The organism is Cyclobacterium sp. L-R (genome assembly GCF_056859355.1).
In genome coordinates this window covers 1-14834 of sequence record NZ_JBSXOH010000076.1, presented here as the reverse complement: position 1 = coordinate 14834, position 14834 = coordinate 1, and the positions used below count along the sequence as shown (strand labels likewise).

Sequence of the window (14834 nt, the reverse complement as noted above, 5' to 3'; positions counted from 1 at the left end):
GTTTGATATTGACTATATTTGAAAAAAACTACTGTAAAAGGTGAATCAATTTAAAAATAAAAAAGTTATTTTTCGGGATTTAGGCACCAAAGATTATCAGGAGTCTTGGGATTATCAGGAAAAACTGTTTGCTCAAACCGTTGAGGTTAAGATTGCTAACAGAAAACTTGACCCAAAGGATGCACAAATCACTGATAACTATCTACTGTTTGTGGAACATCCACATGTTTACACTTTAGGCAAAAGTGGTAAACCAGAAAACCTCCTTTTAGACGAGGTAGGATTAAAGCAATACAAGGCCAGTTATTACCCTATAAACCGAGGAGGAGACATTACCTACCATGGACCGGGACAAATTGTAGGCTACCCTATTCTGGATCTGGATAACTTCTTTACAGATATCCACAAATACCTCAGGTTTTTGGAAGAAGCGGTAATTGCAACCCTTAGCGATTATGGAATAGTAGCAGGTAGAATTGAGGGATTGACGGGGGTGTGGCTGGATCATATAGAACAGAAAAATCCTCGGAAAATCTGCGCCTTAGGTGTCAAATCCAGCAGATGGGTAACCATGCACGGTTTTGCATTTAATGTCAATACTGACCTTAATTACTTCAACCATATTATCCCTTGCGGAATCAGTGACAAGGCTGTCACTTCTTTGCAAAAAGAACTGGGTAAAGAAGTAGACATCTCTGAGGTTAAAGAAAGAGTAAGGTTTCATATAGGCAGATTATTCGACATGGAACTACTGATAAGCGAAGAACAAAAATGAAAAAGGACATAAAATTTCACCCCGTGACAGGAGTGAAAATGGCTATAGTAAAAGAAGTCAATGAAAAGGAAGAAAGCTGGGCGGTGTATATAATCAATAAGAACCTTATTGAATTGGAAACACTAATGATCACGGCAAAAGGCTACGGCAATGTAGGCGGAGAAGTAAAAAAAACCTCTGTCTTGCGACACATGATTGAGAAGTTAGAAGCGATGAGTATTGCTAGAGTTGAGGCCATTGACCCGGCATTGTTTAGTTTAAACAATGAATTCTGGGTAAGTTATTATATTCTGGACCAAATATTTGACAAAAAGTTTATATTTGTAGCGGGCAGCGTTCAGGAAAAGCACATGACCTACATTCCTGAACTGGATATGCATGGGATCTTACATAGCTGAAGCTTATGGCTGATTTTTTTGAACATCTGAATGACATCCTTTTTCTGGATATTGAGACCATCTCCGGAGCAGAAAGCCTGCGGGATTTACCTTCAAGAATGCAAGAGGAATGGACGAAAAAAGCCCAGCAACTACAAAAAACTGACGAAAGAGAAGCTGACGATCTCTATTTTGAAAAGGCAGGCATTTATGCCGAATTTGGTAAGGTCATTTGTATAGGAGTAGGTTACTTTACCTATAAAAAAGCGGAGGACGAACTTATTTACAGGACCAAATCCTACGCCGCATCAACAGAACATGAAACGTTATTAGAATTTCGGGACCTCTTAGAGAAAAAAGACTGGATCCTTTGTGCCCACAATGGCAAGGAATTTGACATTCCTTACATCTGCAGGAGAATGCTTGTCAACAAATTACCACTTCCAGACGTATTGCAGCTTTCAGGGAAGAAGCCTTGGGAGATTAAACATATAGACACACTGGACCTGTGGAAATTTGGGGATTATAAACATTACACCCGCCTGGATTTATTGGCAGCAATTTTTGATATCCCCAGTTCAAAAGAAGGAATAGACGGAAGCATGGTTAACTCCGTATACTACAAAGAAAACGATCTTGACAATATTCGTAAATATTGCTTGAGAGATGTAGAAGTAACCGCCAGAATATACCTGGCTTATCAGGGATTACCTGGAGACCTGTCGTTCCAAATCATCAATTTGGATAGTTCGGCAGAATAAACATCACAACATAAGGAAGGTCAATAAATTAGAATAAATATCCTTACCTTTATAATTATAATATATTTTTATGGGAAGAAATTCAGGAAGAAAAAAATCAGGATTTAAAAGCAAGGGCAATAAGCCCACAGATTTAGAGCATTTAAAATTAAAAATAGCGCAATTTTTTGACAATAATTTCGGTGAGGATTTCGCTGAAAAGCAACTCATCAAAAAACTAGTACTGCGGGATGCAGCTACCAAAAAACTTTTAAGCCCAGCCCTCCAGGAATTGGTAGATGAAGGCAGGATATCACGTAACCCAAGAAACCATTACTCTTCAGCGGCGGATCCAGAATTCGTTATTGGAGAAGTAGATTTCGTCAATGCACGGTTTGCATTTGTGATACCTAATAATCATGAGAAAAAAGAAGACGATATCATGGTCAAAGAAGCAGATCTAAAATCTGCACTTGATGGTGACAAAGTCAGGGTAATGATTTTACCCAAAAAAGGAAGAGGAAACCGCAGAGAAGGAAAAGTCTTGGAAATTCTAGAACGTAGCAGAGACGAATTTGTAGGCCGTATAGAAATCTCCCCCCGATTTGCATTTGTAGTGCCTGACTTTAAGAAGATGCACCATGATATCTTCGTAAAAAAATCAGATCTCGCTGGTGCACAGCATAACCAAAAAGTAGTAGTAAAACTCACTGACTGGAGTGAGGGTGATAAGAGTCCTACTGGAAAAATCATACATGTTTTAGGTAAAGCAGGGGACCATGAAGTGGAGATTCATTCCATTATGGCTGAATTCGGACTTCCTTTTGATTATCCGGAGGAGATAGAAGCAGAAGCTGAAACCATACCTGATACCATCTCGGAGGCCGAGATAAAAAGAAGAAAAGACTTTAGAGATATCGATACATTCACCATTGACCCTGCAGATGCAAAGGACTTTGATGATGCAATTTCATTTCGCTATTTAGAAAATGGCAACATGGAAATAGGCGTGCATATTGCCGATGTAACGCATTATGTCACCCCGAAAACCTTGATGGAAAAAGAGGCCTATGACAGGGCTACCTCTGTTTATTTGGTAGACAGAACCATCCCAATGCTTCCAGAACGCTTGAGTAATGGACTGTGTTCATTGCGCCCTAATGAGGACAAGCTCACCTTCTCTTGTGTGTTCGAAATAACCGATCAGGCCGAGGTAAAGGATTTCTGGATAGGCCGAACGGTTATCCATTCCAATAGGCGATTCAGCTACGAAGAAGCCCAGGAGAATATGGATTCAGAATCTGGTGATTATGCCAAAGATTTGTTAAAAATCAATTCCATGGCAAAATTACTTCGTAAGGAGCGATTCAAAAAAGGAGCGATCAATTTCGAAACAGTTGAGGTAAAATTCCAACTCAATGAATCAGGTACACCTGTAGGTCTTATTATAAAAGAGCGAAAGGATGTACATAAGTTGATCGAAGAGTTCATGCTTTTGGCCAATAAAACCGTAGCGACCTATATTTTTAACAAAAATAAGGGCAAAAGTACCTTCATTTATCGCGTTCATGATTATCCTGACCTTGAAAAACTAGCCACATTTGCTAATTTCGCCACCAAATTCGGCCATGAGGTAAAAGTGACTGATGAAAAGAAAGTGTCCAATAGTCTGAACAAACTAATGGAAGAGATCGTTGGTAAGCCAGAACAGAACATTTTGGAACAGTTAGCCATAAGAACCATGGCCAAGGCAAAATACACAACTGAACCAAAGCTTCATTTCGGCTTGGCATTTGACCACTACACCCATTTTACCTCTCCAATCAGAAGGTATCCTGACATGATGGTGCATCGGCTTCTTCAACATTACCTGGACGGTGGTAAACCACCTGAAACCCAGGCTTGGGAAGAAAAATGTTTGCATTCTTCAGAGAGAGAAAAAAGGGCTGCTGATGCAGAAAGGGCAAGTATCAAGTACAAGCAGGTTGAGTACATGAAATTGGCAGAAGACAAAGACTATGCAGGCATAGTCACAGGAGTCACCGAATGGGGAGTTTATGTTGAAATTTCTGAAACAAAATGCGAAGGCATGGTTAAAGTCCAGGATCTGAAAGATGATTACTATGACTTTGATGACAAGAACATGCGGCTTATTGGATCCAAAAATAAAAGAATGATTACCCTGGGTGACAAAGTACAGGTCAGAGTAACACGCACTGACATCGATAGAAGAACGATTGATTTGGAATTTGCAAGCAATGATAAATGACAACAAGCTGGAGGATATTAGAATTTCCCTCGAGCAACATATAAAAGAATTAGAATTGAAAGGTAACCCTCCGGAACTATACGATCCGATAACTTACCTTATGGGTTTGGGGGGGAAACGAATACGACCATTACTAACCTTGCTGGCTTACGGTTTGTACAAGGAGGATTACCAAAAAGTACTTACTCCTGCTGCCGCCATTGAAGTTTTTCACAATTTCACACTCATGCATGACGACATCATGGACAATGCACCTCTTCGTAGAGGAAAGGCGACCGTCCATGAAAAATGGGATGACAATACTGCTATTTTGTCTGGAGACGTAATGCTGGTCAAGGCCTATGATTTATTCCTGTCCATAACACCTGAATACTTGAAGGAAAGCCTTCAACTCTTTAGCAAAACCGCTGCGGAGGTTTGTGAGGGACAGCAAATGGATATGAATTTTGAAAACAGGGAATTCGTAAGTGAAGCAGAATACCTAAACATGATACGTTTGAAAACGGCTGTATTATTGGGCTTTTCCCTGCAATTGGGTGCTGTTCTAGCTGGTGCCTCGAAAGAGGATTCCAATCACTTATACGATTTTGGAGTAAATATAGGCGTCGCTTTTCAGTTAAAAGACGACCTGCTGGATGTCTATGCCGACAAAGAGAAATTTGGCAAGCAAGTCGGTGGGGACATTTTGGCCAATAAAAAAACCTACCTCTTAGTAAAAGCCAATGAATTGGCTGAAGGTTCGGTAAACGAAAACCTACAGAAATGGATTAATTCTACATCCTTCAATCCAGAAGAAAAAGTAAAAGCTGTAACAAGCATATATGACCAACTTCAAATAAAGGAAAAGACCTTGGAGTTAATGGACGACTATTTCGAAAGAGGTTTCAACCAACTTTCCAGCCTTCAGGTAAAAAATACTGCTGGATTGCAACTCCTTCAAAATCTAACACACAACCTGGCCAACAGGGAAAAATAAAATCATGGATTTATCTTTAACGTTAATAATTATTATCATTACCTGTCTGGTATCCTATTATGGATGGAAAAACCCTGATTTTATAAACAAACAATTGTTTACGCCTTACCTCATCAAGAGAGAAGGCTCTTACGGTCGGTTTTTATTTTCTGGCTTTATTCACAAAGATGGTACGCATTTGTTATTTAACATGTTTACCTTCTATTTCTTCGGAAATGTGGTAGAGTCTTACCTCACATATGTATTTGGTTTTGAATTAGGCTTAGTCGCCTTTATTGTCTTTTACCTCTTGGCAATTGTCATTGCAGACATACCAACCTATCTAAAGGAACAAGACAACCCCGGATACCACGCCTTAGGGGCCTCAGGAGGCACTTCGGCTACTGTGTTTGCTAGCATAATCTTGATGCCACTCTCTGATATTTGTATCTTCGGCATCTTTTGTCTTCCCGGATTTATTTTGGGATTGCTCTTTTTAGGATATGCTTTTTATAAAGGCAGGACAGGTGGTGATAACATTAACCATGACGCCCATTTTTATGGTGCAGTGTTTGGAATTGCTGTGATCGTATTAATCTCTCCAGAAAATGGATTGCGATTTTGGGAACAAATAAAAAGCTTCAGCCTTTTTTAAGACTGAAGCTTTTATCTACGCTTTTGCTTTTTTCAATTGTCTAACCAATTTATCCACTACTTCCTTTAGCAAAGGAATCCAGTGTTCTCCCTTTTCTTCGGCAAATACATCCGGACCGGGTATTCCTACGCGCATCCCTACCACGCTAACAGCGTTGCCTCCACTTCCCTCTGTTTTAAAATAAACATCTACAGCATTGATGTTTTGGGTGAATTTTGAGAGTTTGTCTATTGAAGACCTTATTTCTTCTTGAACGGAAGTATTGATTTCAATATTGACTGACTGAACATCAATCTTAATTCCATTGTAGTTTTCTGTGAAGTTCATTTTCAAAATCGTTTAACTCCATCTATTCGGAGAGGTGAAAATTATTACTACGAATATCTTAAAACTAAGGAATAAAAAAAAGGTCATCCGTTAGAATGACCTTTAAATAATAAATTTCTTTAAGAAGAAGTATCTTAAGCTTCCGCTGGAATTACTCCTACTACTGATTTACCATCGTGCTTTTTAGTGAAAGCAACTTTACCAGGAACCAAAGCAAAGATTGTATGGTCTTTACCCAATCCAACATTAACGCCAGGATGGTGTTTAGTACCTCTTTGTCTTACAATGATATTACCAGCGATAACTGATTCACCACCAAATTTCTTTACACCAAGTCTCTTACTTTCAGACTCTCTACCGTTTCTAGAACTACCTACACCTTTCTTATGTGCCATAACTTATTATTATTTAAGGTTGCAACCCGAAGGATTACAGTGTGATATTTTCGATTACTATTTTTGTGAATTGCTGACGGTGACCGTTTTTCTTTTTGTAACCTTTTCTTCTTTTTTTCTTGAAGACGATTACTTTGTCACCTTTTACATGATCAAGGATTTTCCCTGATACCTTGGCGCCAGATAATAAGGGCGCTCCAATCGAGACAGTGCCATTGTCTTCTGCCAAAAGCACTTGATCGAATTCTACGGAAGCGTCAACTTCACCTTGCATTTTTGGTGCAAAGATTTGTTGATCTTTTGTTACTTTGAACTGCTTACCGGAAATGTTAACTATTGCGTACATAATGGTTTGATATAATTCAATTATCAAAATGAGGTGCAAATATAAGAAAAATTACCAAATAGATAAACTAATCCTCCAATATTAATTTCAATATTTACACCCAAAACCCCAGAAACTCAATTTAATCCAACGCCATCTTCAAAAATCCAGCCCTATTCGCCATTTATAAGGGTTTGAAATTAAATTTTCTCATTTACACAATTGATCAACAGTATCTTACAACAGAATACTCACGAAAAAAAAAACTGGATTTTTGACCGACAGTCAAAAAAATGGCCATTTTTGGCCCATTTTAAATATTTTAAAATTATTTAAAAAAAGTTGACCTAGCATATATGATCCATTTAGATTAAATCTTTACTTCAGTTCAAATTTCCTAACCCACTTTATATTACCTATTTATAATCTATTGACCAGAGTTCAACTTTTTAGGGTTTTTAGCTAAATCGGGCTTTACTTTTTCATTTTTCTTGCCCATATTTGTTAAGGCATTCGTACCAAATTAGTCTAATAGCCTTTCATATAGACGCTAACAAGAAATACGGTACACAGCAATAATTAATTTTTACTCAGATAAAACCATTTCTACTAATGAAGCCAGAGCCAATATTAGAACAGGGAGACAACAGCAGATTTGTATTATTCCCCATCCAACATGATGACATTTGGGAGTATTATAAGATGGCTGAGGCAAGTTTTTGGACTGCTGAAGAGATAGATTTAGGTCAAGACCTTAATGACTGGAAGAATCTAAGTGATGGAGAACGACATTTCATTTCTCATGTTTTGGCATTTTTTGCTGCAAGTGATGGAATTGTCAATGAAAATCTAGCAGAACATTTCGTAGCAGAAGTACAATACACAGAAGCAAAGTTTTTTTATGGTTTCCAGATAGCAATGGAAAACATCCATAGTGAAACCTATAGCTTATTAATAGACACTTATATCAAAAATGCAGACGAACGTGATCATCTATTCAATGCAATAGAACACCTAGACTGTGTTAAGAAGAAAGCGGAGTGGGCATTGCGTTGGATAGACAAAGGGAATTTTATGGAACGACTAGTTGCTTTTGCAGCAGTTGAAGGCATATTCTTCTCTGGCTCATTTTGCTCAATCTTCTGGTTGAAAAAAAGAGGCCTAATGCCTGGTTTGACTTTTTCTAACGAGTTAATCTCCAGAGATGAAGGACTACACTGCGATTTTGCTTGCCATCTATACACCAAGCATTTGGTCAATAAATTGCCGCAGGAGCAGGTTACAGAAATCATCAAAGATGCTGTAGAAATAGAAAAAGAATTTGTAACAGACGCATTGCCTGTAAGACTTATTGGCATGAATTCTGAATTAATGTGCCAATACATTGAATTTGTAGCAGACAGGCTGCTACTTGAATTGGGATGTTCTAAAGTTTGGAACAGCAAGAACCCGTTTGATTTTATGGACATGATTTCTTTAGAAGGAAAAACCAATTTCTTCGAAAAACGTGTGGGTGATTATCAAAAAGCAGGGGTTATGAAAAACAAGGACGATTCTTCCTCCTCAGACAAATTTTCTGTAGAAGAGGACTTTTAATCATTTTTTAACCATTATAATCATCAGTTAGGTATGTTAGTAATAAAAAGAGACGGTAGAAGAGAATCCGTCAGATTTGACAAAATCACAACAAGAATAGAAAACCTTTGCTACGGGTTGGATGCACGCTACATCCACCCTATCGAAGTTGCAAAAAAAGTAATTGATGGGCTTTATGATGGTGTTACAACCACAGAGCTTGACAATCTCGCTGCTGAGGTATGTGCCTCCCTGACAGTAATACATCCTGAATACGCAATTCTTGCTGCAAGAATTGCTATTTCAAACCTACACAAGACTACAAGTAAGTCGTTTTCAAATACCATGAAACGACTATATACCTACATCAATCCAAAAACTGATGAGAATGCAGCACTGATTGCTCCTGACGTCTATGGAATTATTAAAAAACATGCTGCCAAACTAGATGAGGTAATTGACTATACTAGGGATTTTGATTACGATTTCTTTGGTTTCAAAACCCTAGAAAGAAGTTATCTTATTAAACTTGACGGTAAAGTTGTAGAGAGACCACAGCACATGCTTATGCGGGTCTCTATAGGTATCCACAAAGAAGACATAGAGTCAGCAATTGACACCTACCACCTTTTGTCTCAGAAATGGTTTACACACGCTACACCTACCCTATTTAATGCAGGTACGCCTAAGCCACAACTGTCTTCTTGTTTCCTACTTACAATGAAGGACGACAGTATTGATGGAATTTATGACACATTAAAACAATGTGCTAAAATTTCTCAATCTGCAGGAGGTATAGGCCTTTCCATACATAACGTAAGGGCAAAAGGCTCTTATATCAGGGGTACCAATGGAGTGTCTAATGGCATTGTCCCAATGTTGAGAAACTTTGACATGACCGCCAGGTATGTAGATCAAGGTGGAGGGAAAAGAAAAGGCAGCTTTGCCATTTACTTGGAACCTTGGCATGCTGACATCAAGGACTTTCTTGACCTTAAGAAAAACCACGGTAAAGATGAACTCCGTGCAAGAGACTTGTTTTATGCTGTATGGGTTTCTGACTTATTCATGAAACGTGTAGAGGCCAATGAAGACTGGTCTTTGTTCTGCCCTCACGAAGCACCTGGATTGGCAGATTGCTATGGTGATGAGTTTGAAAGACTCTATGAAAAATATGAAAAAGAAGGACGTGCGCGTGAAACTATAAAAGCACAGGAGCTTTGGTTTGAGATTTTGGAATCCCAAATCGAAACTGGTACCCCATACATTCTTTATAAAGATGCTGCCAACAGTAAGTCCAACCAAAAGAACCTTGGTACCATCAAGTCTTCCAACTTGTGTACAGAAATCATGGAGTATACTTCTCCAGATGAGGTGGCTGTTTGTAACCTGGCTTCTATTGCACTTCCTAAATATGTCACTACAGGAAAAGACGGTAAAAAATATTTTGATCATAAGAAACTTTATGAGGTAACTAAAGTGGTTACCAAAAACCTTAATAAAGTAATTGATGTCAACTATTACCCTGTACCAGAAGCCCGAAAATCTAACTTCAGGCACAGACCTGTTGGATTAGGTATTCAAGGACTGGCGGATACTTTCATTCTTTTGAGAATGCCTTTCGACTCTGATGAAGCCAAAGGGCTCAACGAAGATATCTTTGAAACCATCTATTTTGCAGCAATGGAGACATCCATGGAACTTGCAAAAGTCAATGGCACTTATGAAACCTATGAAGGATCTCCAGTGTCAAAAGGTATATTCCAGTTTGATATGTGGGGTGTAACTCCAAAATCTGGACGTTGGAACTGGTCAGAACTCAAAGAAAAAGTAAACAAGTATGGGGTAAGGAATTCACTTTTAGTGGCTCCAATGCCGACAGCCTCCACCTCCCAAATCTTGGGTAATAATGAGTGCTTTGAACCATATACTAGTAATATCTACACTCGTAGAACCTTATCAGGTGAGTTCGTTGTAGTCAACAAACACCTAATGAAAGACTTGATCAGATTGGGTCTTTGGACGGATGGAATGAAAAACAGACTGATCGCTGCCAATGGCTCCGTTCAAAATATGCCTGACATCCCTCAAAACCTAAAAGACCTCTACAAAACAGTGTGGGAAATCTCTCAAAAGGTAATTATAGACATGGCTGCCGATAGAGGTGCTTATGTATGTCAGTCACAAAGCATGAACTTGTTCTTACAAGAGCCTAACTTTGGAAAATTAACCTCTATGCATTTCTATGCATGGAAAAAAGGTCTTAAAACTGGTATTTATTACTTGCGTTCTAAAGCAGCAAGTAGCGCCATTCAGTTTACAGTAGACAAATCTCAATTGAATGGAGATAAGCCTGAAGCTGTAGATTTGGATAGCAAAAAACAACAACAAGAAGCCATTATATGCTCCTTGGATAATCCAGACGAATGTGAAGCTTGTGGTAGTTGATCCACAAATATAAAATTGCATAAAAAAGCAACTGTCCTTTCGGCAGTTGCTTTTTTTTTGACTAAGACCAAAATCATTTAGGATACACAATATTGACTTTATCAGGTCCTGAAATTTCACTCTTCACTGTGCCATCACTCTGCTTTTTATGCTTGACATAAACCAAACCATAAGGAGTGGGGAATGTTCCTTCCACCCATTCCAAATCTCCCAAATGCGGATCAATTAGAATGGTCTTTGATCCCGGGTCCAAAACATGGACACCAAGCACATGTCTACTCATCCACGCAGTAGGACCAGAAGCCCAGCCATGACTCAAGTTATGACGGAGTTTATCATAGCTGTAGCCTCCATAACTTGCATGTACGTCCACTTTATCATCAGGGACGAAATCATCAATTCTTGCAGCATTTTCCAACCACTTGATATTAAAATCTTCCCAAAAAGTAGTTGCACCGAGGTCAATCATCGCGCCCCAATACTCTCTAATATTTTCAATCGCTCCTTGGTAATCACCAGCCTTGGCCTTGGCTTCCAGCATATAATACCCATAAAAAGTAGAAAAATCAGCCACGCCATTTTTGGAAATCACTTGGCGATTGGCTTTAGAAGGATCCATTATACCAGTTAATGACATTAGGGAAGCAGCTTGCTTAGACCCTGCATGATCAGGATGGTAAGTCCTCAATTTTGCGGCCATAGCCTTTGCCTCTTTGGCCATTTCATCATTTTCCAATACAGTATAAATCTCACCCGAAGCATCAAAAGCCCAAATCAACATGGATTGTAAGCCGGCATGAATGGCTTCAGGGTTTTCACTTGATGGCCAATCTAGAAAACGGGTACCATCCAATTTTTCTTTATTGCCTTCCACCCTACTTGCCATGTGCCTAGTAAGTTTAATCAAATAGTCTTCTTGGGCTTTTAAATAGTCCTTGTCCCCATGATGCAGGTACCAGTCACGGTGAATAATAATCCACCACATAGAATAAGTACTGATCCCGTTCATCCATTCAGGCATAGGTGTAATGTCACGGATCAGGTCAAGACTTTTAGGAACCACCTCATTGTATCCAAAGACTGCATTAATCGTTGAAACCTCAGGGTGCAAATCTCCTACCCAGACCAAACGATCTCTTTTTATCCCATCCCAAAGGTACTCTTGCATGTTCATGTGAACCGTATAAGCCCCCATGTCCCAAATCTTATTCAAACGTTCATCATTACTCTTAAAACTTCCCAGATATGGAATGTCTCTGTAGACCAATATGGCATTGGCTTCCTTTAGCAGTAACTCTTTGTTAGGGTCTACCAAGTCTATCCTTGCATATCGGAATCCCGAATTACCAACTTCAAGTTTCCCAAGCCATGGAAGGGAAACAATAAAATCACGCATGGCATGGTCATTTGTAGCCCCATGTATGGTATCAATGGATGACATTGCTTCAGTAACCGACTCTCCCAATCTTATCCGTACACGCACGGGATCTTTTGATCCTATCATACCCGTCACCAATTGAATCCCTCCATGCAGGTTGACACCAAAATCCAACAAGATCCCCGGTTTTTCAGTTTCAGTACTTTTCATGACCAAAAAGTCTTGCTTATTGGTAAGAATGGCCTGGCCAATTGGTTGGTTAAGGAGATGATTTTCGTTCTTTATTAAAGCAGTGTTTTCGGTGGATTTCCAGAATATTTTTACCGGGGCAATGTATTTCCGCGTTCGGGAATCATCGGCTACTTTATAGTCCCTGCCATTGTTAAATGCCGGTGGCAATTGAGCAAAGGCATTGGAACAGATTGCGAAAAACAGTAATATTGAAAAAAGTGGCCTTACAGCGCTTTGCATAAAACTCATTTGGATAGTCATTTTGGTTAATCAACCAAGATAAAACTATTTAGTCAAATACCTGTCCTGTGCGTACCTGCTCAATTGCTGTCTTATTCTTCATTTACCTGCTTTTAAATAAGCTAATCTACACCCAACTGAATTAATTCAGTATCTATTTTTTTGTTCCACCTCTCTTGAGCTGAGGCATTGGTTCCATTGGAAGTTTGATTGTCATAAGCTTCTTGCATGCGGTTCATTTCTCTAAAAGCTTCCAGGTAATGAAAGGAAATCTTCCGTTCATAATTATGAGGCTCGAGTTCAAGGTTCGTTAATGTGTTTTTGAGACGCTCAATAATTATCTTCGTTATATCAAAATGCCTTTGTTCATGATTAAGTCCATAGCTGTTGTTTCCTGACCTCACCCAGGAAGAACTTTTCAACATGTAGGTTTTAAAGACTAAATCTACTAGCAACACACCATTTTCCATACTGCTATTCAACTCATAGCCTATACTTGCAAAAATGGATGCCGCATAATTATTGAAACCTGGTCTACCAGTGAAATCTTTCCAGGTCAAGGGCCTATCGGTAGCATAAAAAACAGTATCACTCACATTCGAACGGACATAATCCCTCATCTTTAGTCGCACCTCTTGGGCCAGAAGATTGTTATTTGGCGCATCTTTCTCTATCCAATCATCAAAATATTTCATGGCCAAATTCACCGATCGCTTTAAGAATGGCTCCAATAAGTGAAACTGTCGTACCCCTCTTTGGTAACTTATACCTCCTTGAAACCCCAACAAATCAACCAATTCATCCCCTCTTTCCAAAGCAAATTCAAAGTCCAAATGAATGTCACCTTCTACTACCCCAGTTTTAGCATTCAGAATGTTTTCAATTATTTTGACATCCTTAATTTTTACTACAACAGGGCGAGACTCTTTCTTCCCAGGATAAGCTCCCAATATATATTGCTCCAAAGCAGGTATAGTGCCTCCTTCAAGATTTACCGTCCGCAGATTACTGCCACTTTTAACATCCGGCACCAGAAACGCAGTAGGGTTAAGGTCCTTTCTCTCATCAATAATCCTTGAGATATAATATTCATCTGGACTAAATACCTGAGAAACCATCCTCAATGGTATAGGATCAAGACTAAGTCGTTGTGAAAAAACATAATTAACAGGCAACAACAACCCTAGCACAACAAAAAACAGCTTGGCATAAATTGAGAAAATCACCTTATATAACAATTGAGGTATCATTGGAAAATTAGCTATATTAGCTTAAACAGGTTTAACCTGTCTGAGGTTTTGCCTAAATGGGGTAAAGTATAAGGAAATAATTAAATTTTAGTTACACCCTTTTCTCCTCAAAGCAATGGCTAATATTTACTTTTTTGAAGATTTGGCTTTCTCATTGAAATCCAGGCAAAGGTCAATCCAATAAGCCATTTCTCTTTTTGTTGTGATGGCTTCAGCACTTACGTAACAATAACCTTTGTACACCCTCCCTTTCATGACCATGGATTGGAACCCATTTACTTCAGCTACCTCTTCCACTAATTCAGGATCATATCTACACATAAGCTTTGTACCACTTACATTTACACACATTTTTTCATTGACCAAAAAAGCCAGGCCTCCAAACATGGCTTTTTCTTCCACTTCCAATTGTCCTACTTCGAAAAGATATTCACGAACCCTATCTGCAAGCCTTTCATCATATGCCATTTTTATACCGTTTAGCTGAGACTCAAAATACCAAATTAATACCGCTAATAATAGCGTCTACAAAAGGAATTTTGAAGGGCTTGAAAGATAATAATGGCTAACATACCCATGGTTAATTTTTAGCCGGAACCAATAAGCCTAATATTTTGAAGGAAAAATCTGGAATTACATGGCTATTACAGTTACTTTTAAAAGATAATTGCCTCAATAAAGGAAAACCATACGCTCCAAAATGACTGTTTGATTTAACCCGGATTATGTAATAGGATTTCTCCGCCCTGAAGTGTCAGGGGTGATGCCTGTCCCGTGTTTACGGGAAGTGTTGCAATCGCAAGAAAATCAGACTGTTTGGAGATTTTAGCATAGAACCCCATGGTGAAATTGAAAACAGTAACAAAGTGGCTGATTTTAAAGCGATTTCAGCAC

The 14834-nt window shown here is 38.8% G+C and carries 14 protein-coding genes; 8 read left to right on the top strand and 6 right to left on the bottom strand.

Annotated elements, in window-relative coordinates:
* Window positions 1–40 precede the first annotated feature (40 nt).
* The 6 genes from lipB to AC13EX_RS14105 all read left to right on the top strand — a co-directional run bounded on the left by lipB (window position 41) and on the right by AC13EX_RS14105 (window position 5771).
* Window positions 41–775, top strand: a complete 735-nt coding sequence (lipB, locus tag AC13EX_RS14130) for a lipoyl(octanoyl) transferase LipB (RefSeq protein ID WP_482893173.1) — start codon at window positions 41–43, stop codon at window positions 773–775.
* Window positions 772–1173 carry a hypothetical protein gene (locus tag AC13EX_RS14125; RefSeq protein ID WP_482893172.1) on the top strand — a complete coding sequence of 134 codons (402 nt, stop codon included), beginning with the start codon at window positions 772–774 and terminating at the stop codon, window positions 1171–1173. Before lipB ends, AC13EX_RS14125 begins: the two co-directional genes overlap by 4 nt.
* Window positions 1174–1178: 5 nt before the next feature.
* Window positions 1179–1913, top strand: a complete 735-nt coding sequence (locus tag AC13EX_RS14120) for a 3'-5' exonuclease (protein ID WP_048641840.1) — start codon at window positions 1179–1181, stop codon at window positions 1911–1913.
* Between the two features lie 70 nt (window positions 1914–1983).
* A complete protein-coding gene (gene rnr, locus AC13EX_RS14115; protein ID WP_482893171.1) occupies window positions 1984–4161 on the top strand; it encodes a ribonuclease R in 2178 nt (725 codons plus the stop codon).
* Window positions 4151–5137 carry a polyprenyl synthetase family protein gene (locus AC13EX_RS14110; protein ID WP_048641838.1) on the top strand — a complete coding sequence of 329 codons (987 nt, stop codon included), beginning with the start codon at window positions 4151–4153 and terminating at the stop codon, window positions 5135–5137. The genes rnr and AC13EX_RS14110 overlap by 11 nt, the downstream gene beginning before the upstream one ends.
* A 4-nt stretch (window positions 5138–5141) precedes the next feature.
* Window positions 5142–5771, top strand: a complete 630-nt coding sequence (locus AC13EX_RS14105; RefSeq protein WP_048641837.1) for a rhomboid family intramembrane serine protease — start codon at window positions 5142–5144, stop codon at window positions 5769–5771.
* Window positions 5772–5786: 15 nt separating this feature from the next.
* Here the strand turns inward: AC13EX_RS14105 and hpf are convergent, their stop codons facing one another.
* The 3 genes from hpf to rplU all read right to left on the bottom strand — a co-directional run bounded on the left by hpf (window position 5787) and on the right by rplU (window position 6839).
* A complete protein-coding gene (gene hpf, locus AC13EX_RS14100) occupies window positions 5787–6098 on the bottom strand; it encodes a ribosome hibernation-promoting factor, HPF/YfiA family (protein WP_048641836.1) in 312 nt (103 codons plus the stop codon).
* A 134-nt stretch (window positions 6099–6232) separates the two neighbouring features.
* On the bottom strand, window positions 6233–6493 hold the full coding sequence (gene rpmA, locus AC13EX_RS14095) for a 50S ribosomal protein L27 (RefSeq protein ID WP_048641835.1): 261 nt from the start codon (window positions 6491–6493) through the stop codon (window positions 6233–6235).
* 34 nt (window positions 6494–6527) lie between these two features.
* Window positions 6528–6839, bottom strand: coding sequence for a 50S ribosomal protein L21 (rplU, locus tag AC13EX_RS14090; protein WP_048641834.1), 312 nt, complete (start codon window positions 6837–6839; stop codon window positions 6528–6530).
* Between the two features lie 591 nt (window positions 6840–7430).
* Here rplU and AC13EX_RS14085 point away from each other — a divergent pair.
* Both AC13EX_RS14085 and AC13EX_RS14080 read left to right on the top strand, forming a co-directional pair.
* The gene (locus tag AC13EX_RS14085; protein WP_048641833.1) at window positions 7431–8414 is read left to right on the top strand and encodes a ribonucleotide-diphosphate reductase subunit beta; all 984 of its coding nucleotides are present in this window, start codon (window positions 7431–7433) and stop codon (window positions 8412–8414) included.
* Window positions 8415–8447: 33 nt separating this feature from the next.
* Window positions 8448–10841, top strand: coding sequence for a ribonucleoside-diphosphate reductase subunit alpha (locus AC13EX_RS14080; protein WP_339712810.1), 2394 nt, complete (start codon window positions 8448–8450; stop codon window positions 10839–10841).
* 73 nt (window positions 10842–10914) lie between these two features.
* Here the strand turns inward: AC13EX_RS14080 and AC13EX_RS14075 are convergent, their stop codons facing one another.
* The 3 genes from AC13EX_RS14075 to AC13EX_RS14065 all read right to left on the bottom strand — a co-directional run bounded on the left by AC13EX_RS14075 (window position 10915) and on the right by AC13EX_RS14065 (window position 14408).
* Entirely contained in the window at window positions 10915–12699 is a 1785-nt protein-coding gene (locus AC13EX_RS14075; protein ID WP_053086755.1) for an alpha-L-rhamnosidase-related protein, read from the bottom strand.
* A 113-nt stretch (window positions 12700–12812) separates the two neighbouring features.
* On the bottom strand, window positions 12813–13940 hold the full coding sequence (locus AC13EX_RS14070) for a hypothetical protein (protein ID WP_482893170.1): 1128 nt from the start codon (window positions 13938–13940) through the stop codon (window positions 12813–12815).
* Window positions 13941–14066: 126 nt separating this feature from the next.
* A complete protein-coding gene (locus tag AC13EX_RS14065) occupies window positions 14067–14408 on the bottom strand; it encodes a TfoX/Sxy family protein (RefSeq protein WP_339712819.1) in 342 nt (113 codons plus the stop codon).
* Window positions 14409–14834 lie beyond the last annotated feature (426 nt).